Origin of the sequence: Acetobacter pomorum (assembly GCF_002738225.1) — a bacterium.
GTDB classification, from domain to species: domain Bacteria; phylum Pseudomonadota; class Alphaproteobacteria; order Acetobacterales; family Acetobacteraceae; genus Acetobacter; species Acetobacter pomorum.
This window is the reverse complement of record NZ_PEBQ01000093.1, coordinates 316,569-336,489: the sequence shown is the minus strand read 5'-3', so window position 1 is coordinate 336,489 and position 19,921 is coordinate 316,569. Positions and strand designations below refer to the sequence as shown.

The 19,921-nt window shown below is 50.8% G+C and carries 21 protein-coding genes; 10 read left to right on the top strand and 11 right to left on the bottom strand.

The features are described from left to right. The first annotated feature begins 55 nt into the window (after positions 1–55). Entirely contained in the window at positions 56–1,081 is a 1,026-nt protein-coding gene (locus tag CSR02_RS07515; protein WP_099541107.1) for an alcohol dehydrogenase catalytic domain-containing protein, read from the top strand. 4 nt (positions 1,082–1,085) lie between these two features. Further along, positions 1,086–2,582: a class I adenylate-forming enzyme family protein gene (locus tag CSR02_RS07510; RefSeq protein WP_099541106.1), complete on the top strand. Its 1,497-nt coding sequence runs from the start codon at positions 1,086–1,088 to the stop codon at positions 2,580–2,582. Positions 2,583–2,597: 15 nt separating this feature from the next. On the opposite strand, the gene CSR02_RS07505 is transcribed toward CSR02_RS07510, so the two are convergent. Next, positions 2,598–3,296: an IclR family transcriptional regulator gene (locus CSR02_RS07505; protein WP_208616813.1), complete on the bottom strand. Its 699-nt coding sequence runs from the start codon at positions 3,294–3,296 to the stop codon at positions 2,598–2,600. A gap of 561 nt (positions 3,297–3,857) precedes the next feature. On the opposite strand from CSR02_RS07505, the gene CSR02_RS07500 reads away from it, so the two are divergent. After that, positions 3,858–5,234: a glycosyltransferase family 2 protein gene (locus tag CSR02_RS07500; RefSeq protein ID WP_099541105.1), complete on the top strand. Its 1,377-nt coding sequence runs from the start codon at positions 3,858–3,860 to the stop codon at positions 5,232–5,234. 187 nt (positions 5,235–5,421) lie between these two features. Here the strand turns inward: CSR02_RS07500 and CSR02_RS07495 are convergent, their stop codons facing one another. After that, positions 5,422–5,958 (bottom strand): cupin domain-containing protein, encoded by a 537-nt coding sequence (locus CSR02_RS07495; protein ID WP_099541104.1) that lies wholly within the window; start codon positions 5,956–5,958, stop codon positions 5,422–5,424. Positions 5,959–6,349: 391 nt separating this feature from the next. Between CSR02_RS07495 and CSR02_RS07490 the strand changes: the two genes are divergently transcribed. The 3 genes from CSR02_RS07490 to CSR02_RS07480 all read left to right on the top strand — a co-directional run bounded on the left by CSR02_RS07490 (position 6,350) and on the right by CSR02_RS07480 (position 8,188). Beyond that, the gene (locus CSR02_RS07490; RefSeq protein WP_099541103.1) at positions 6,350–6,961 is read left to right on the top strand and encodes a CatB-related O-acetyltransferase; all 612 of its coding nucleotides are present in this window, start codon (positions 6,350–6,352) and stop codon (positions 6,959–6,961) included. Between the two features lie 104 nt (positions 6,962–7,065). Next, a complete protein-coding gene (nfsB, locus tag CSR02_RS07485) occupies positions 7,066–7,716 on the top strand; it encodes an oxygen-insensitive NAD(P)H nitroreductase (protein WP_099541102.1) in 651 nt (216 codons plus the stop codon). Between the two features lie 118 nt (positions 7,717–7,834). Then, positions 7,835–8,188, top strand: a complete 354-nt coding sequence (locus tag CSR02_RS07480; RefSeq protein WP_042788570.1) for a hypothetical protein — start codon at positions 7,835–7,837, stop codon at positions 8,186–8,188. A gap of 9 nt (positions 8,189–8,197) precedes the next feature. On the opposite strand, the gene CSR02_RS07475 is transcribed toward CSR02_RS07480, so the two are convergent. From CSR02_RS07475 to CSR02_RS07455, 5 genes are all read right to left on the bottom strand, one after another. Beyond that, entirely contained in the window at positions 8,198–8,833 is a 636-nt protein-coding gene (locus CSR02_RS07475; protein ID WP_099541101.1) for a LysE family translocator, read from the bottom strand. A gap of 142 nt (positions 8,834–8,975) precedes the next feature. Continuing rightward, positions 8,976–9,497 (bottom strand): DUF4232 domain-containing protein, encoded by a 522-nt coding sequence (locus CSR02_RS07470; RefSeq protein ID WP_143225554.1) that lies wholly within the window; start codon positions 9,495–9,497, stop codon positions 8,976–8,978. Positions 9,498–9,585: 88 nt separating this feature from the next. Then, the gene (locus CSR02_RS07465; RefSeq protein WP_099541100.1) at positions 9,586–10,470 is read right to left on the bottom strand and encodes an S-methyl-5'-thioadenosine phosphorylase; all 885 of its coding nucleotides are present in this window, start codon (positions 10,468–10,470) and stop codon (positions 9,586–9,588) included. Beyond that, positions 10,457–11,248: a cytochrome c1 gene (locus CSR02_RS07460; protein ID WP_099541099.1), complete on the bottom strand. Its 792-nt coding sequence runs from the start codon at positions 11,246–11,248 to the stop codon at positions 10,457–10,459. The genes CSR02_RS07465 and CSR02_RS07460 overlap by 14 nt, the downstream gene beginning before the upstream one ends. Beyond that, entirely contained in the window at positions 11,245–12,435 is a 1,191-nt protein-coding gene (locus tag CSR02_RS07455; protein WP_099541098.1) for a cytochrome b, read from the bottom strand. Before CSR02_RS07455 ends, CSR02_RS07460 begins: the two co-directional genes overlap by 4 nt. A 179-nt stretch (positions 12,436–12,614) precedes the next feature. On the opposite strand from CSR02_RS07455, the gene hemF reads away from it, so the two are divergent. Both hemF and CSR02_RS07445 read left to right on the top strand, forming a co-directional pair. Beyond that, complete coding sequence (hemF, locus tag CSR02_RS07450) at positions 12,615–13,529, top strand: oxygen-dependent coproporphyrinogen oxidase (protein WP_099541097.1); 915 nt, start codon at positions 12,615–12,617, stop codon at positions 13,527–13,529. Positions 13,530–13,539: 10 nt separating this feature from the next. Then, a complete protein-coding gene (locus tag CSR02_RS07445; protein ID WP_099541096.1) occupies positions 13,540–14,757 on the top strand; it encodes a hypothetical protein in 1,218 nt (405 codons plus the stop codon). Here CSR02_RS07445 and CSR02_RS07440 read toward each other — a convergent pair. The 4 genes from CSR02_RS07440 to CSR02_RS07425 form a co-directional block, all read right to left on the bottom strand. Next, on the bottom strand, positions 14,737–15,360 hold the full coding sequence (locus tag CSR02_RS07440; protein WP_099541095.1) for a Smr/MutS family protein: 624 nt from the start codon (positions 15,358–15,360) through the stop codon (positions 14,737–14,739). The two genes, CSR02_RS07445 and CSR02_RS07440, sit on opposite strands and share 21 nt — an antisense overlap. Positions 15,361–15,491: 131 nt before the next feature. After that, on the bottom strand, positions 15,492–16,922 hold the full coding sequence (locus tag CSR02_RS07435; RefSeq protein WP_042788558.1) for a cytochrome-c peroxidase: 1,431 nt from the start codon (positions 16,920–16,922) through the stop codon (positions 15,492–15,494). 134 nt (positions 16,923–17,056) lie between these two features. Next, positions 17,057–17,914, bottom strand: coding sequence for a DNA-methyltransferase (locus tag CSR02_RS07430; protein ID WP_099541094.1), 858 nt, complete (start codon positions 17,912–17,914; stop codon positions 17,057–17,059). Continuing rightward, positions 17,911–18,591, bottom strand: coding sequence for a Tim44/TimA family putative adaptor protein (locus CSR02_RS07425; protein ID WP_042788556.1), 681 nt, complete (start codon positions 18,589–18,591; stop codon positions 17,911–17,913). The genes CSR02_RS07430 and CSR02_RS07425 overlap by 4 nt, the downstream gene beginning before the upstream one ends. A gap of 46 nt (positions 18,592–18,637) precedes the next feature. On the opposite strand from CSR02_RS07425, the gene CSR02_RS07420 reads away from it, so the two are divergent. Together CSR02_RS07420 and secB are read left to right on the top strand one after the other, a co-directional pair. Continuing rightward, positions 18,638–19,270 (top strand): histidine phosphatase family protein, encoded by a 633-nt coding sequence (locus CSR02_RS07420; RefSeq protein ID WP_099541093.1) that lies wholly within the window; start codon positions 18,638–18,640, stop codon positions 19,268–19,270. A gap of 126 nt (positions 19,271–19,396) precedes the next feature. Further along, positions 19,397–19,894, top strand: a complete 498-nt coding sequence (gene secB, locus CSR02_RS07415) for a protein-export chaperone SecB (protein WP_003628317.1) — start codon at positions 19,397–19,399, stop codon at positions 19,892–19,894. Positions 19,895–19,921: the final 27 nt, after the last annotated feature.

Sequence of the window (19,921 nt, the reverse complement as noted above, 5' to 3'; positions counted from 1 at the left end):
AGTTTATATTTTGATTTTTATGTTCAATATATGAACAAACATAAGGGGTTATGGCATGAAAGCCATTATACTTTCAGACTTTGGTGACCCATCTCAACTCAAAGTAGAAGAGGTACCAACTCCCGTTCTCGGTACGCACGATGTGCTTGTACAAGTTAAGGCCGCAGGTGTTTGTCATCATGATCTGTTACATAGAGCAGGCAAATTAACTGGGGCCCCCAAAGGAGTTATTCTGGGCCACGAAGTAGCAGGGCGTATTGTTGCAATAGGCCCTGCGGTAACCCGTCATCAGGTTGGAGATCGTGTAACCGGCTATCAACGTCGCTTCTGTGGGCAATGCCGAGACTGCCTGAGAGGGCGCCAAGATCTATGCCGAGCAGTCTCTCTTCCTGCGGTAGATACAGAAGGTGCTTACGCCGAGTATATTCGTCTGCCTGCAGTCTCTGCCATTCGTATCCCGGATAATGTAACTTACCAACAAGCTGCATTGGCCTCCTGCCCTATTGGTACGGCCATGCGCGCACTTGTTTCGCAAGCTGGACTAACTGCCGGAGAAACAGTTCTTATCAATGGTGCCAGTGGTGGGTTGGGCATACATCAAATCCAGATTGCCCGCGCATTGGGTGCGCATGTCATTGCCGTAACGGGAGACGCCGCAAAAGCCAGCCGACTGAAGGAACTTGGAGCATCTTCGGTCGTGGTTGCTCCAGATGGAAACTACAGCGCCGAAGTGTGGAACAGAACCAGCAAACACGGTGTGGATGTTGCCATGGAAAATCTGGGCTTTACTCTTTCCCAAACTCTGCGTGCCACAGGTATGGGGGGACGTATTGTCGTGCTGGGCAATATAATACCCAAGGCTGTAGAAGTTTCTCCTGGTTTACTTATCGGACGCAGGTTGCGCGTGCAGGGTTCTGGCAGCGCCACGCTGGATGAAGTGAGCCAGTCTCTTGCCATGATATCCTCAGGTATTGTCACCCCTCAGATTGACCGCATTATGCCATTTACTCAGGCAGCCCAAGCCCATGCACTGCTGGAATCACGGCAGGTTCATGGTCGCATCATTTTAAGTGAATGGTAAAAGCATGAGCTTGCAATACTTCTTTGCCAATGCTGCAAAAAAATGGCCCAACGTGTTCGCATTGCACGAACTTGCCACAGGTCAGAAACTTACCTTCCAACAACTCGCCATAGCTTTGCGCGGATTGGCCTCATTTCTGGAAGCACATGGCCTTGCCAAAGGCGCACGAATTGGAATTCTGGCAGACGCAAGCATTCCTTATCTGATTGCAGATTATGGCAGTATGGCTTACGGCTATGTGCGTGTACCGTTTGATCCGTCTCTTTCTGTTGAGGAACTCCGCAACCAGATTGCAGATGCTGAAATTGCTATTCTGCTCCATGACCACGCCCACGCAGATATGGCGTATCAGGCAGGGGGCAATATCTGCCTTTCCCTGCCAGCTTTGTGGCAAAATGAACAATCACACATTACGTGCTCATCGGATGGACGGCTTGCCCCTTCATTAGCATCTCTTAACTATACGGGGGGCACTACTGGGCAACCCAAGGCAGTTATGCATACGCAGGCCAGCCTTGCTGCTATCATAAACAATATAGGGTTAGCACGCCCTACATCTGCGGGAGATGTACTGTTAAATGTCCGCCCCTTATGGCCTATTGCCTCGGTATCGGTTCTGGCTCATCTGTGTCACGGCGGAACAGTAATACTCGGAGACCGGTTTAATCCAGCCAATTTTCTGTCTCTTCTTCACACAACAAATGCAGCCTATAGTTCACTTGTGCCTACACAAATCACGCGTCTGCTCCAGCATATTCAAACGCATGGAAATATACCTGATCACCCAATCCACCTTCCCTTTTTCCGTTCACTAGATGTTGGAGCTGCCTCCCTGGCTCCTGAAATATTGGAAAAAGCGATGCAACTGCTCGGCCCCAGATTAAGTATTCTTTATGGCATGACGGAAGCGCCATGGAGCTTTTATCTACCCGCCCCCAAATTGGCGATTTTACACAAAAGAGGCTCCAGTGCCGGGGCCGTAGGATTTCCCCTACAAAACGTGCAAGCACGCCTGATATCCTCCACACGCCCCGATAACGTGGGAGAAGTAGAAATTTCTGGCCCTCACCTTATGGCTGGCTACTGGAAACAGCCGGACAAAACAGCCTCGGTGCTTCGCTATGGTTGGCTTGCAACAGGAGATCTGGGCATTCTGGACAAAACATATTTTTTAAAAATTGTTGGCCGCCGTAAAGATATCATTCGGTCTGGTGGCATGTCTGTGCAACCTAAAGAGGTGGCGGAATGCCTTCTCTCTCATCCAGATGTTGCAGATACGCATGTCTTCGGCATAAGCGATCCAGAATGGGGCGAGCGCGTATGCGCAGCTGTTGTGCCATCCGCCAGTATCAAAATAGAAACGGAAGAATTGATTCTTTATTGCAAAAAGCACCTCTCTCGCCACAAAGTGCCCAAACAAATTATTTTTTTACAACAGCTTCCACGCTCTCACTACGGAAAAATACAACAAGCCAAGCTGCTCAAACTTTTAAAAAATTAAAAAGCTTTCGGCCTCTCAACCAAACAACTGTTCAGAAATACCTTTGCAGGCCCGTTGCAAATGTTGCGCTAGGGGAGATGAAACTTGCAATACATCCTCCATCTCCAATCCAGCTATAACCAGAGCACCTACCGCAGCATTCTGCGCGTGCCGAATTGGATAACCAATAGAAGACAAACCCTGACGCTGTTCACTTTCCCCAAAAGAATAATCATCATTTTCTGTTATTTCTTTTAGTTTGAGTGCTACCTGAGCGTACCGTTCATCTCCTACCGTTTGGCGTATCTGTTCTTCTGTATAAGTTGCAAGAATAGCACGCCCACTGGTGCAACCATCTATTGCAAATGTATCGTCTAAATCAGCCACAACATTAAATGGTGTTGTGGCTGTCCACATACGTTCGATCAGTACAATCCTGTCTCCTACAGGAAGAGCTACAGACACAATAGCCGGACGATCTGAAATAACATGTTGCAAATCAATAGTATAAGGGAGTGCCACGCGCCGTAAGGGCAACCGCGTAAGATAAGCACTGGCTGGTAACAAGCACCCTGCCCCTAATCGGTATACACCATTTTCAGCCTCCACCTGCCTCCAGTATATCATTGCTTTAAGCAATCTATGAACCGTACCTCGATCCATATTGGTTAAACGCGCAAGTTCCTGCGCTGTTAACCCTTTGGAGACGTATGCAAGATGTTTTTGTAACTCCATGCATTTATCAAGGACCCCAACACCGCTACCAGGCATATAAAATATCTTTCATAGGGATAGTGCTCCAATGATAATGGCTTACTGCATTTTCAATATATTTCAGAAATTTAAACTTCCATCTATAATATAAAAAATAGATAGATTGTTTATTTGTTATTTCTGAATAAACTTGAGAGCTATAATTCAGGACATGATGAGGGAAAGGATGGAACATGTTGTCAGTTCATCCCAATGATCGCGAAGCAGATCAATTGCAGCTAAATTGCTTCAGTGATGTTCGTTCTTTGTCCAAACATCAAGGAAAGAGTCATAGCCTTTTCCGCAGCATCGACAACAACTATAGGCATTTTTGTGGTCAGCCTCGCTATGGAACCCTCTGATGGTCTGATCCGCGCTTTATTTACGGAGCCCGTATGTGCCGTCGATCATCTTGTCGTCAACTGATGACATGCTTTAAAGATGGTAAGAATTTGTAGTGTATAGTAGATATCAAATAGCACATATTTTGACGCTAAAATGAAAAAAAATCTCAATTGACGCGCATATATGTAAACTTTATAAATGAAAAATAATTTCCAGGGACCTGTCAAAATGCTTAATAAACATAAGTATGAATATTCTATAATGACCTGCTGCAGATGGGAATACAATAATATATCAGAGTGGGTCTCATATTACAAAAGTATAGGTTTTGATCATATATATCTGTACTGCAATGATGATGATCCAAGAGATCTTTATTCAAATTGCCTTCCATTCATGTCAAATGAAAATAGCTTTATTACATTTGTCCATTATGCCGAAGTGGGCAATCAATTTGGAATGATATTGGATTTTTTGAAAAGGTTTAAGCACGAAACCAAATGGATCAGTTTTTTAGATTGTGATGAATTTCTACTATTAAGAAACATCAACAATATTAAAAAATTCATGGAAAATTTTCAGCAAAACGATGCTGTTTACTTCAATTGGTCTATGTTTGGAACAAATTCCTTTGAAAAAAGACCAGAAGGTAGTGTACTTCTTAACTATTTTTATAGAGAAAACATTCTACATCCTTTAACAAAAGTGGTGTCGAAAACTGAAATCTATTCAGAAGAATGGATAAAAACCAATGAAGAATGCATAGATACAGACCCCGATGATTCAATTCACCATGGAATAAGTAGCTATTTGACTGATTTTAATTGCGTTAACGTTTTGGGCGAAAATATGAACCAATTCATAAAAAGCCCAATAGAACATCACATGCAATATTTATTAGGGGCTTCGAATAAAATAAGAGAAGTCGCAGTTTTAAATCATTATTTCATAAAATCTACAGAAGATTTCATACGGCGTTGGAAGCGAAGTGCAACTAGTTCTTTTTCTCGCCAGAAAATTTGGAAAGAGGCTTTTGAAAAAGGCGATTATAAAAATATAATAAAAAATTCTATCGTTAAAGATACATATTTAAGAGACCTTTGGAGAGGCGTTACAAAAAAAGCATTTGATATTAATGTTGGAGCAAGAGAAGTTTGCATTTCTGTAGGGAAACCATGTACGCAAAGCTCTATATCTGAATGGTCTCATGGGTCTTCTGTAGAAGAAGATGCAAGCTTTGTTGTTCAAGAAAACTTCCCAGAAACATATGGCAACCATACAGATTTTGAAGAAAACCCATGGTGGATTGTTGACTTAGAAACAATAAAAGAAATAAGAAAAATAGTTATTTATAATAGGAAAGATGCTGCTTCAGACAGAATAAAATGTCTGTCTATTTCTTTCTCAAATTTTGGAGATATATGGAGAGGGAAAATATCTCTAAATGATATAAACTTGGGAGCTGATAAATATATTTCTATTGATTTATCAAATAATAACATAGATGCCCGGTTTGTAAAAATTGAAGTTGAGGGAGAAAATTACTTGCACTTTAGAAAAGTGGAGATTTACTAATTTTTTAAAGTGCATTCTATGTCATTCCTTATGACGCACGCTTTCAGAAAGTCTGTTTGAAAGTCATACACTCTTTCAATATGTAATATTGAAAGAGTGTATTATAAAAATACGATCTATCGGGTAATAGAAAAGCAGACTTGCTTCCTTAAACAAAACCCACAGAAACAAAGAATACACGTCATTATTATTTAAATCGGCAAGGCTGATCAACCGTAGGCGCTTCTGTTAGCTGAATAACCATTAGCGTGACCGAACCTGGTGTAACATTCCCACCAAGGTGCCCCTTTTGCCCCAGAGCATTAGGGACTGTTTTCTGGTCTTCCCCCAAAGATATCTCTCCAGGCCCCATCTCCACACGCGTTCCATCCATTGCCTGAACAAACCATGTCCCTTTCAGCGGAATAATCCATTGCACCTTCGGGTCAGTATGCCATGCGCCGTTCCAGTGATCGGGCTGCACTGTTGAAATAATTCTTGCCTGCCCTTCTGCAAGCACATCAGACCATTGAGGCGCTGCAGGCTTGTTCATGCTCTTAAGCGTGTAATGATGCAGCGGGCATTTTGTCATATGGCTGACACCATTATGATCTGCCCAGTTGTGCCAGTAATAAGTGATGGGCGGGTTTTCCGGCTGGCTGTGCGCATCATCCTGTGCACGTGCGCCATGTGCGCTCAAGCACAGAGCACCTAGCACCAGCCCGGCGCATATGCGTTGCATCATGCCTCTCTCCCCTGCCCAACCAACATGTATGTTAACACCCTATCGGCCCACATGTTGCTTCTACAAGCTTATTCGGGCGCACGCTGCATAGGCATGAGGCAGCTATGAAATCACAGAGTGCTGAGAGAATAGCCCATCATATTTTCCACCCCAAACCATCTGGACACAGACAGAAGCGCAAAAGCCTGCGTGGTCATGGCGATAATGGAAGATGTAATCTGTTTCATTTGCTTTCATCCTCTTGTGGATGAAAAGAGCCTGTCAGGTAAGTATGCCCTTGCATGGGCAAGAAAAAGGCAGAGAAAGGGCAAAAGTTTCAGCTCTTGAACTGCTTTTATGTTCTGCCATGCTATGCATGCAAAACCAATTTCCAAGATTAAAGGAGCCCCCTATGCCACACGGCAAGAAAGTTTTCTCTCTGCTGTTACGCCACGCTCTTGCCTACGAAATTGCAGAATGGGACTGGGTTATTGGAGAACATTCTTACGGCGCAAAGGGCTCCCCTATTGTTATAGAAGCCAACTATGCGCGCCTGGAAATTGGAAAATATTGTTCGATCGCCCGTGAAGTTCTGATTATCCTGGGTAATCATCGTGCAGATACCGTCTCCACCTACCCTTTTAAGGATTTGCAACACTTCTGGCCCGAAGCCGCTGAGGCAGCGGATGATCATTCCACCAAAGGCGATGTGATTATTGGCCATGATGTATGGATTGGTGCGCGCGCCAATATCCTCTCTGGCGTTACTATCGGGTCTGGCGCCATTATTGCCACCGCTGCCACCGTTACCAAAGATGTGCCACCATATGCTATTGTTGGGGGCAATCCGGCGCGCGTTATCAAATATCGCTTTTCTGAAAAAATTATTGAACGGCTGCTGGCACTTGCATGGTGGGATTGGCCAGAGGACATGATCCGTGAGCGGATGCCGCTCCTGATGAATGATGATGTGGAAGGCTTTTTGCAGGCCTTTGAAACCACAGCACCATCTGAACATCATTGAGTATTTTCTCAAGCATGGCATCCATTACGGATGGCAACGTGACGTTTTAAGGTTCCAAAGTTACGTTTACGTATATCCATCAAAGAAAGCTGAGGAGAACAGCCGTGAATCTTGTTGAAATTCTTACCCATCGGCATACCACCAAAGCTTACGATAAAACGCGCAAAATTCCGGCAGATATTTTTAGCCAGTTACTGGCCTCCCTGCGCTACAGCCCGTCTTCCGTTAATTCTCAGCCCTGGCATTTTTTTGTTGCTGATAATGATGAAGGCAAAGCCCGCATTGCCAAGGCCACCAGCGGCATGTTTGCGTTTAACGCGCCGCGCGTTATGGATGCCTCGCATGTTATCGTGCTGAGCTCGCGCATCAGCCTGCCGCCCGCATACCTTGAAAGCGTGACCGAACAGGAACAGAAAGACGGTCGCTTTGCGAATGAGGCCACCAAAGAATCCATTACCAAAGGGCGCAATGGTTTTGTGGGCCTGCATGAACAGATGGGCGATGTTGCAACATGGGCGCAGAAACAGACATATATTGCCCAAGGCTTCCTTCTGCTTTCAGCCGCATTTCTTGGCGTGGATGCAACGCCTATGGAGGGGTTTGACGCCGCCATTCTGGATAAGGAACTGGGGTTGAAAGAAAAAGGGCTTGCGCCGGCTGTTCTGGTCTCCCTCGGTTATCATTCCGATGCAGATTTCAATGCCAAATTGCCCAAGTCTCGCCTGCCAGAAAAAAGCCTGTTCACACGCCTCTAAAAACGGATGTGTGCAGCTGGGCATGTTATCAGCATGCTCAGCCACGCAACCACAAGGCATGATGCAGCGTTCTTTCCCTATATTGCATGATCTGATGAACATGTAGGGGAAAACAAAAATGTGCACAGAGGAACGAAAATATATTCTAATATGGGCATCTGGCGCTTTTTTAATGGCGCTTTCATTACCTATAACTTTAATGGTGATTATTAAGGATGCCATGCTCCGCGCAAACATGCCGGTGCATGATCCGCACAGTATAAGCTGGCTAAAACCCATATGGGATGCCCTGCCCGATACCCGGTCCTGGGCAGTTTACAGCACATCCGCCTTGGTGATGCTTACCTTGGTGGGGTTTGTGGTGGGGTGCGCGTTAATGTCCTTTGCATTCCGGCATCTAATTGCCCTGCAACAGAAAACCAAGGAATCCCGTTTTCAGAAAAACATGAAGCGTTTCCGAAAGTTTTCTTAAAATCTGCAATCAGCCTTCAATAACAAGGCGAATAGCAAAAACCACAAAAACTAAAGCCGTTAGTCCATCCAAAATACGAATAACAATGGGCTTGGTTAAAAACCTGCTAAAAAACAGTGCTGTGGCCGCCAATGTAGAATACCATGCCAATGTCAGTGTGGTCTGCACTGCTGTCAGCAGCAGGGCATATATAAGAGCATTGACTTCTTTAGGAATAAATTGCGGGAAAGCCGTTAAATCAAACACCCCCACAAGAGGGTTGAGAATTGTGGTGAACATACCCCGCTGAAAGCCAGACCAAAACGCCTTTGGCGCTTTACCCTCGGTATCTGTTTCTGTTTCCGGCGTGGCGCGCACAGCGTTGGCCCCCAACCGTAATGCCAGAAAAAGCAGATACCCCGCACAAGCCCATTGCAACACAAGATACAATGTGTGCGATGCGGCAATAAGGGCACTAAGCCCAAAAGCCGTGCCAATGCCCCACAATGTTAAACCACTGGCAATGCCCAGCACAGCCCCAATGGCTGTTGTACGCCCAACACTAATGCTCAGCCGAATAATAAGGGCTGTTTCTGTGCCCGGTGTTAAAACAAGAACACCCCATGCAGCGGCAAACGCCAGCACAGGCAGAAAAACATGCGGCATAACTGTCCGGCTCTCCGGTTAAAGGTCTGGGTGCGTCCTAAAGGAGAAATCGAAAAAGGTGAACAGGCTGCAATAAAAAACAGTTCACCCCTGATGCCGCTGCAATGCTCAAAATATGAGCAATACAAGAAAACCTGCCGCGTTAACGCGGTATTTGCTGCAACTGCCCTTGCTCAAACAAAATATCCCCAGAGGCGGGGCCGCATAAGGTGCGTTGTGGAAAATCAACGCCCAAATCCCCTACAGGAAACTTCAGCACAGCACGCATTGGGGTCACACAGTGCCCGCCATCATACACATCTCCAGAAACCCAATACATACTGGCCCGCCATTGCACATGGGGCCTGAGTATTGTCTGGCGTAACTTCTGGCCTGATAGAGATTGCCCTGGCTTGCCTGTTGCCAGAACATGCGCCTGTGCATCTTCAAGCAAAATCTGCGGCACAACTGGCATCGTGCAGCGTGATGCGCTGTGGTTGAAAAGAACAATCCATGCCCCACTGTGAGACATGCCATTAAATTCACCCTGCCCATCATAAAAATGCACGGATAAATCAGAGGGTTTGCAAGAACGTATAGTATGCTGCGCCTGTGCAGTATGCAGCCCATGCCCTAACAGGTAAACCATGCACATACATGCAAAAACCTGACCATATTTTGCCATATGCATGGTTTCCCCGATTTTTCAGAAAGCTTTCAACACCTGGCATGAAGCAACAAAACACTTTGCTTCATGCCAGATTTTTACAATTTTACAGAACGCGGCCGGCAATGGTTTTCAGTTTTGCCACCAGTTCAGGGTCACGCGCGGCTGGTGCCGTCATCACAGCATGTTCCAGCGCATGATCACAGCCAGCGCTACAGCTATGGCGCTTGCCACCCAAAGCAGGAATTGTGGCCTTGATAAGTGCCTTGGCATTGGCTGAGTTTGCCTGCATGGTTTTTACAACGCTATCTACGGTCACGTTGTCATGCTCCGTGTGCCAGCAATCATAATCTGTCACCATAGCCACTGTGGCGTAACAGATTTCTGCTTCACGCGCCAAGCTGGCTTCTGGCATGTTGGTCATACCAATAACGGAGCACCCCCAGCTCCGGTACAGCTCGCTTTCTGCGCGGGTTGAAAACTGCGGGCCTTCCATAACCAGATAGGTGCCGCCACGCACAGCAGTAATACCCAGCTTGTCTGCCTGCGCCTTCAGCACATCACCCACGCGGTTGCACAGCGGGTCTGCCATGGAAATATGCGCAACACAGCCTGTATCAAAAAAGCTTTTGGTGCGTGCAATGGTGCGATCAATAAATTGATCAATCACCACAAAATGCCCCGGTGGCAATTCTTCTTTCAAAGACCCCACAGCAGAAAGCGAGACAATGTCTGTTACGCCAGACATCTTCATGGCGGCAATATTGGCCCGATAATTCAGGCGTGAAGGCGGAATGGGGTGCCCACGGCCGTGGCGCGGCAAAAACACGCAGCGCACGCCATCCAGCCGCCCGAAAAGAAGCTGGTCAGACGGCAGGCCCCAAGGTGTTTCTACTGTGCGCCATTCCTTTTCTTCCAACCCGTCAATATCATACAGGCCAGACCCGCCTATCAGGCCAATAACAGGTTCCACAGTTTCATTTTCTGACATGCGACCAGAGTCTCCGGTTTAAAATCACAAACAACACGGCAAGAAAGCACAGATACAAACCTGCACCTATGCCAACACGGCGGCGGGTATCCTGATGCGGTGCAGAAACCCACGCAAGAAAAGTGGTAACATCCCGCGCTTCCTGCGTAACGGTTGCGGGAGTATTATCTGCATATTTTACCGCGCCTTCACGCAATGGCGGCGGCATGGCGGTGTAATGGCCAATAGCAAAGGAATTGGCAAACCCTTTACCGGGCACGCGTGCTGCATCGGGCTTATAGCCGGTGAGCAGCGCAAAAAGCCTGTCTGCTCCACCAGGGTAAACCTGCACAATGCGCGAAAGATCAGGCGGTACCACACCCCCATTGGCCGCACGCGCAGCCTCCGGCCCGGAATAGGAAGAAGAAAGTGCATCATCTGGCCGGGCATTGCGGTGCTTCAGTCGCCCTTCGGCATCCAGCCCATCTGCCACCTGCCATGTGGCAGCAACGGCGCCCACTTCTTCCAGCGTTAAGCCCATATCTGTGAGATCGGAAAAACGCACTTCCGACAAGCTGTGGCAGGAGGCACATATTCCCGCAAACACAGCGTATCCACGCTGCACAGATGGCAGATCAAAATGCCCCAACGGCCCTTTGAAAGACCAGTTCTGCTCTGGCGCTTTAACAGGCTGTGCTTGTACGGGCTGCACAATATCTGGCCCCAGCACAATAGCGCTTAAAAGCAGCATCCCTCCGGTACAAAACCGAAGCGCGGAACGTGTTTTCTGCCCCCTCATGCGTTTTTCTCCGCAAAGCGGGTGCGTAAGGGCAAAAAGGCCAGAAAATACAGATAATACACCAAACAGGCCGCCTGCCCCGCCAAAAGCCATCCACCCTGTGCATGATGCAAACCTGCCGCAGCAGCGGTAACCGCAGCGCCCACACATGCAAACAAGGCCCCGGCATCTGCAATACGTGCCAAACCCCCATTTCCGTTTGCTGTACGCTGCCCGTTATCCAACCACGGCACGGCAAACAGCACAGCCACCGCACCGCCCGAAACAAGCAGCCCCCAGAACTTGGAGGGCACAACCTGCAACATTCCGTAAAACGGCAAAAAATACCATTCGGGTTCAATATCAGCAGGTGTGTGCAACGGGTTAGCTGGGCGATAATTGGCGGGCTCTGTTATCAACCCCGGCCAAAAGCACATAACAGCCACAAAACCCAAAGCCATAACCAGTACGGCCAAAATATCCCGCGTGGTAAAATACGGGTAAAACGGCAGATATTTGCGCCGTGTTGCGGGTTGCACAGAAGGGCTGGAACTGCCCTTTGCATGCACAACGGCAACATGGGCCATAACCAGCCCAATAATCACAAACGCCAACAGAAAATGCAGGGTGAACATACGGTGCAACGTGGGTGTGCCCGGGCTTTCACCACCGAGAAAAACCTGCTCCAACCCCTGCCCCACAAATGGCACGGCCCCTACAGCCTTGGCGGCCACATCCGCCCCCCAGTAAGACATCTGTCCCCACGGCAACACATAACCTGCAAAGGCCGTAACCATCACCAACACCAGCAGGCCGCAGCCGCTTAACCATACACCGCGCCGGGGTGGCAGATAGGTGCGATAATACAACCCGCGCAACAGGTGCACATACAAGGCCGCCATAAAAAACGAGGCCCCTGTCATATGCATGGCGCGCAATAGCCAGCCAGAGGGCATCCGGCGCTCAATGGCTTCAACAGACCCAAACGCAAGCGAGGCATCTGGTGTGTAACCCAGTGTAAGCGTCAGCCCCGATAACAGCATGAGCACCAGAACAGCCACCAGCATGGCGCCAATGGTCCACCACCAGTTCAGGTCTGCGGGCAAAGGCAGGCGGGCATAATGCCGTGCATACGCACCCGCCTGCTGTAGAAAGGAATGTGCTTCCTTTTCTGCCTGCTCCGTATGGCGGGCCGGTGTTGCTGCCATCTTGCCCTTTTCTCCCCTTACGCCACTTTATAGGGTGCATGCTCCTGCCCTGCGCAGAGCTGCTGTTGGTTTAACGATGTTCGGGTTCATCTTGCAATGATGCGCCTAAAAGCGCACCCCTTGAAAGCCTGTAAGCAGATGGCAGCTTCAGGCAAGGACGATGAGGAAAAGACAGTTCAATGACGCCCACCGACACAGCTGATGTTTCTGCCCACCAAGCCCTTAGAGAACCAGCCCGCCAATGGTTTGAAAGCCTGCGTGACAAAATTTGCGCCGCTTTTGAGGCGATTGAAGACGATGCCGTAAAACAGAACAGCCCCGTTCTGCCCGGCCATGAGGCTGCAGGCCGTTTTGCACGCAAAAGCTGGAACCGCCAGAACGAGGATGGCACCCCCGGCGGTGGCGGTGTGATGAGCGTGATGCATGGCCGTGTGTTTGAAAAAGTGGGGGTAAACGTTTCCACCGTGCAGGGCACCTTTACGCCAGAATTTGCCGCCACCATTCCCGGTGCGTCAGAAGATCCGCATTTTTTTGCCACAGGTATCAGCCTGGTGGCGCATATGTGCAGCCCGCTTGTGCCTGCTGCACATTTTAACACCCGCATGATTATCACCACCAAAGGCTGGTTTGGCGGCGGTGGGGATATTACCCCCATGTTCCCCGAAAGTGCAGAAGCACAGGATGATGCCGCACGCTTTCACGCCGCCTTTGCGCAGGCCTGCAATGCGCATGACCCGGAATATTATCCGCGCTTCAAGGCGTGGTGTGACAAATACTTCTATCTCCCCCACCGTAACGAACCCCGCGGCTTGGGCGGTATTTTTTATGATCGGCTGAACAGTGGAGACGTGCAGGAAGATTTTGCCTTTACAAAAGATGTAGGGCTGGCGTTCCTGAACGCGTTTCCCGAAATTGTCCGCAGCCGCATGATGGAACCTTGGACGCCCGAACAACGCGAGGCCCAGCTTATCCGCCGTGGTCGATATGTGGAATTCAACCTACTGCACGACAGAGGCACACTATTTGGCCTGAAAACAGGTGGCCATACAGAAGCCATTCTGATGAGCATGCCACCCGAAGTAAAATGGCCGTAATAAAACACGCGTGATTCTGCCCGCATATGCGCTTATATGGGGGCAGAATCAGAAAGAGGATTTCCCGCGCTTGCCCCACGCTGATCAGCCCCGGCTTTTTGTGATGCCTGAACGGCAATTCTCGCGCCGCATGTTCCTAAGCGTTCTGCTTGGCAGTGCGGCTGCCATTGCAGCGCGTGCGCATATGGCACATGCGCAGGATTCTCTTTCTGCCACCAGTGCAGATGGGGGTAACGCCCTGATTATTGGCGGCAGCATGGCTTCGGAATGTGGGCGATGGGGCAATCTGCTTGCCCCCGCGCTTGCCGAAGAACTGCACTTTACCCCCCCTTTGCAACTTACGCCCACAACTGGGTGGGATGGAATAACCGGCGCCAATCTGTTTGATACCCAGCAACAATCCACCCCTGGCCCTGTTGGGTTGATTGTACCTGGCACGGCCATTTTGTCCGCCATGCTGGGTGGGCCGCGTATCCATTTTGATTACCGGCGCTGGGCCCCGGTGTTTCTGGTCGCGCAGTCCAGCGTTGCTGTGGGGCGTATCAGTCTGCATCAGTCTTTCCGTGCCCGCCTGAGTGGACAGCTCACGCGGGTTGCCATTTCCAAATTGACAGGTTCGGAACTGACAACCGTTCTGGCACTGGATATGCTGGGCCTGCGCCCGCAACCAGTAGCCGGGCATGCCACACCAGAGGCCGCCATGGCCACATTGCAGGCAGGCCAGACCGATGTTATCCAACTGCCGCTGGATGCCAGTTACCCCAGCCGTATTGCCACATTACAGGCCGCCGGTTTTACACCCCTATTTGTAAATAATGCCCGGCCAGATATGCAGATCCATCTGCCCGATCTGCCGCCAGATCTGCTGGCCGTGCTGCAGCAGGAACACAAATATTCCCAGCCCGCGTTTCTGCTCCCTGCATGGGGGGCCATTGCCGCAGCAAGCAGCTTACGCGCCGGGCTTGTACTGCCAGCCCTAACACAGCCAGACAGCATTGCCCGCTGGCGCCATGCGGCAGAAACATGCGCAAGCCGCCCCGCCATTCAACAGGCCGCTTTGGCAGAAAACCAGACCATTCTGGCAGGCACGGCTGGCACCCCGTTTTATGAAACGCTTATGCCCGAGCCGCATGTTATTATGGCGCTACGCCGCTGGTTTGCCCAAAGCCTGCCCCGCTGGCGCGATGCCACGCCCCCGGCTTTGCTTTCAACGCCGCCTGCGCAGTAAAACACGCACAGACCCCCGGTTACCCGCATGGGGGTAGGTAAGCCCCAGAATACGGCGGCGGATTTCTGGCCTTTCCAGCCAATGTGGCAGTTCGCGCCGTAAAATCCCGCCTTCGTGCCCGGTGCCCAGGCCGGTAATAATTTCTACGCAGCGCAGGCCCCTATGGGTGGCTACATCCATAAATTCCATCAGCCGATGGAAGGCTTCCTGCGCGACCATACCGTGCAGATCCAGCCGCCGCTCTACCTTAAAGCTGCCTTGGGTAAAGCGCCGCCAACTATAATCATCCACACCCGGTTGGCGTTTACCTATGGTTTCCACCGGGCGCGGAGCCTGTTGCACACGCAGGCCAGCAGATGGCGCACGCGGAGCTGTAAAGCTGTAACTGGCCCCAGTTCCGGCACCGGATGAAGACGCCATAAGCCCACTGGCCTGAGACTTTTTGCCCACCTTGGCCTGTGCGCGTGGAATAGCCTGTGGCTCTGGCGTGTTTTGTGCTGCAGGTGGCACAAGCTCGGCCACATGCAGGGGGGCTACATCCCGCACAACCAGCGCCCATAGCGCCTTTTCCCCCTCCTGCAACTGCCGCCGACGCCTATTCACATCACCCTCTACGTTTCATGCCGCAAAACCAAAAATGGCCCGACAGGCTTGGTTATCACCTGCCTGCGGGCCATCTTTCAAGAAAAGAAAAAGCAACCCCTGTTTAAAGGGCTGCTTTCTTTACAGCAGATTTACTGTTTGGCAGCCGGGTTGCTGTTGGTCAGCAACTTGCCATCGTAACGCCCTGTCAGCGTTTTCAGGAAGGCCACAATATCCGTTACATCCTGATCAGAAATGTTCTGATCCGGGGTTTGGTAACGGGCCATTTTGCGCACAGCCTCATCCAGCGTTTTTACGCTGCCATCATGGAAATATGGGCCTGTCAGCTCAATATTACGCAGGTTGGGCACCACAAAGCGGTTCATGTCACTCGCTTCATGCGTGACCGTATAGCGGCCTTCATCAGCCTCCGTCAGCTTGCCACCACGGTCTTTGAAGTAATCACCTTCAAGCCCCATGATTTCCATGCCGCGTCCGCCTACACCAATGCCGGTATGGCAGCCAGAGCAGCCAATGGCCTTAAAGCGTTCATACCCGCGTTTGGCTTGCTCACTAATGGCATCCGGCTTGCCTTTGAGGTATTCATCAAAAGCGCCATTGGGCGTAGCCAGCGTTTTTTCAAACTCGCCAATAGCTGTGGTGATGGTTTTTTCATCAACCTTGGCATCGGGGCCAAATGCAGCCTGAAACAGCGGTGCATAGTCCGGGTTGGCGTTCAGCTTGTTGGCCACTTCCTCCCAGTTGTGAGACCCCATTTCCACCGGGTTCATCACAGGGCCTGCGGCCTGCTCTGCCAACGTGGTGGCGCGGGCGTTCCAGAACTGTGCCATCTTGAAGTAGGCATCATACACTGTAGGCGTATTGATGGGGCCTTTCTGCCCCCCAATGCCGGTGGCTGTAACCAGATTATCTACCCCGCCGGTATCTAGCCCGTGGCAGCTTGCGCAGTTGAGCGTGTTATCGCCCGACAGGCTTTTATCAAAAAACAGCTTGCGCCCCAGTGTCCATTTGGCCGGATCGGCCTCAACACTTTCTGGCACAGGGCGAATGGGCTCTGCCGCAAACTGCTCTGCCGCACCTGTGTTGTTGTAGTATTTGCGGCGCGTATCCTGCACCCATTTCAGCACGGCTTCACGCTCTGCGTTAGACAGATGCGCATGCCAGTGCATCAGCAGGTACAGGGTTGGTGGCATGCGGTTTTGCGTAATTACTTCCTCAATGCGAGAAAGCTGTTCTTCCGTGGGGGGAGTGCCCTGTTCAAACGCATCCAGCACCGGTTCTACACGGAAATGACGCAACCCATTGGCGCGGTCTTTTTCCATAAGGGGCTTGGCAACGGGCAAGCGGAAGTAAAATGGCAGATCACGCTGTTCGGCATGGCAATAATCACACCGTGATTCACGCACGGCATTAAATGCCGCCAATGCCACAGGATCTTTTAGCGTGGGAGAAGATGCTGGTAATTCTGGCGCTGTAATATGATCAAAATGCTGCAGGTAAGCAACTGTTCCACCATAAGCCAGCAGGGCTGCACCCACTGCTGACACGATTAATCGTTTCAAAACCCGGCCTCCTGATTTCTACGTCTTGATTGAATAGCTTTTATGCACTGTTACCTGCATTGTGTTTGATACATATCAATATGTCCAAACGATTGTTTTTGTTTTAATAATTGAAATTTTCGATGATGCGGCACTCAGGATGCCAAATCATCCTTCAGCCGGGCACGAGCAATGGCCACGTATTCGGGGTCCAGCTCCATCCCCAGCCCATAGCAGCCCAGCCTTTGGGCGGCCAAAAGCGTGGTGCCTGTGCCCATAAAAGGATCAAGCACACGCGCCCCCTCCCGCCCATGCAGCAGAATGCACTGCTCTGGCAGTGCTACGGGAAACGTTCCAGGGTGATCAAACTTTTCTGCACGGCCACGCACGGTTTCGTAAGGAATAAACCACGTATCTCCACGGCAGCGCCTGTCCTGCCGGTGGCCCCGGCGGGCGATGTTGGATTTATCCTTATACGGCACTCCGGCCCGCAGCCGATCAAGCCGCACATCCCCATGCAGCGTGAAGTGGAAAACATGCTCATGCCCACGGTGCAGAAACCGCTGGCTGTTCATGGGTTTGAAATGCCCGAAGCTGTCTTCTCCCACGGAAATGGATTTCACCCACGAGATATGGTTTTGCAGCACAAACAGATCACGTAGCCGCACCGCCAGTTCAAACGGCAGCCAGGGCTGGGCAGATGAGCCGGAAATATTCAGGAAGAAAGACCCATCATCCTTGAGAATACGCTGTAATTGCTGCGCAACCTCCAGCATCCAGTCCAGATAATCCTCTTCTTCCCGCCTGTCTGGATAACTGCGGTAAGAAAGACCAATATTATAAGGGGGAGACGTAACAACCACATCTACCGATTCCGCCGGCACACGCTTGAGCGCGCGCAGGCAGTCTCCCATCACTATTTCCTGCTGCCCAATTTTATAGCGGCGGGCACGCGGTGGTTTGGGTGGAGTGGCGTTGGCGCGGGGCGCCCCGTTACCTTTGGCAGCCTTCACGCACTACGCGCCGCCGCAAGACGCCATGTGCTGCCGTTAACATCCAACAGGCGCTCAAAAGTCCACAAATCGGAAAATTCGGTTACGGCATCCGTGCCTGTTACCGGCTGGCCTTCCTTATTCAGCACAAGGCTGATCTGGTCAGAAACAATACGCACATCAATAGCGGCCGCGGTGCCCGCTTCCATAGATGTCAGACGCACATCCTCAATGGCCAGAGAACGAATGGCCTTAACATCTGTGCGCTGTGTTTCTTCCGCAGCAGTACGGGCTGTAATGCCAGCTTCAAAAGCAGAAAGTACGGCAGGAGTAAGGTACGTTTTCAGCACCTCCACATTGCCTTGCGCATAAGCGCCCACCACCTGTGTAAACGCAATTTGTGCGCCGTTTAAAAACTGCTGGGGCGTGAAGGACGGATCTTTCTGCCGGATATCTGCCAGCAATGTGCCCACACGCGTGCCCGGAGCAGGAATATCAAATTCCGCCGCAGTTTCGGCCTGCTCTGGCTTGCCTTCCACAACTCTGGGCGCTGCATCCGGCCGAACCTGAAGCTGCACCTGTACCGGCTGAATACCCACGCGCTTGCCCAGCACGCTACGCAACCGCAGCACCAGAAACGCTGCAACCAGAGCCAGAAGCACCAGATCGACCGGGAAATGGCCGAGAGAAAAATCCATCTGTCTTACGTCCACCAAAAACCTTGCGCCTGCTCTGCCACAGCATATGAAACAGAACCGGAGAATCGCGTATTACTTATCACATAGTCACGCGCAGGGGGGGATACAATCACCTGCCCTCTTGCTAAAGGGGCATTATGCTTCCTACCTTGCGGGTATCATGATCATCCTGCGACACTGCGAAAGCGAATTCAACCGCCATTACAACCTTCATGGGGGAGATCCGGGGTTGGAAGACCCGCATCTTTCCGCCACAGGCAAGGCCCACGCGCAGGAACTGGCCCTGAAGCTGGCGGATAGGGGAATCCGGCGCATACTTGTTTCTCCATTCACGCGGGCGTTGCAAACGGCCACGCCTCTGGCGCAGTGCTTGGGCATTACACCACAAATTATGCCACTTGTGCGCGAACGCGGCATGTATTCATGCGATAAAGGTACACCTGCCTCTGCTCTGGCAGTGGCATGGCCGCATCTGGATTTCACCCATATTGAGGAACACTGGTGGTCCCCCCTGCCAGAAAGCAGCGCAAGCCTGGAAAACCGGACACAGCAGTTCCGCCAAATTATGGCGCAAGATACGCGTGCCTCTGAAACACTTGTGGTCTCTCACTGGTGGTTTTTGCTGAGCCTGACAGGAGAGAGTTTTGAAAATGGAGACTGGCAACATTTTTCACCCTAAGCACACATAAAAAGCCGTGTGCACAGCCCTGATACCCAGCCAAACATGGCGCTTGCGGTTGGCGGATGCCTGCGGGCATGCTACCGCGAAGGGTACCCGAAGTTGAAGCTGACGAAAGCAGAACCGATGTCTGAAACAGAACAGAGCGCCCCCCCCGCACTGCCGCTTGCCGTTAACCTGCAATACACCCGTGATCTGTCATTTGAAGTGCCGGTTGGTGCGGAAATTTTTGCCACCCTGCGCAGCCAGCCCCAGATTGGCGTAAACATTGATGTGCAGGCCAACCGCCTGCAGGACGACCAGATGGTTTACGAGGTTGTTCTGTCCATTAAGGCAGAAGCCAAGGAAGCCCCGGAAAAGGAAGGTGGCCCCGCTGGCCGCACCGTGTTCCTGACCGAGCTGGTTTACGCCGCTGTGGTCACGCTAACCAACCCGCCGCAGGAACTGATTGAGCCGATCCTGCTGGTTGAAGTGCCGCGCCTGATCTTCCCCTATGCCCGTAACATCATCAGCGATGTAACACGTGATGGCGGCTTCCCGCCCATCGTGTTGCAGCCGATCGACTTTGTGGCTCTGTGGCAGGCACGCCGCGCAGAATTCCCCGAAGCAGCAGGCCACGCATAATTGCGTTGCCCTTGTTGTTAAGGGTTA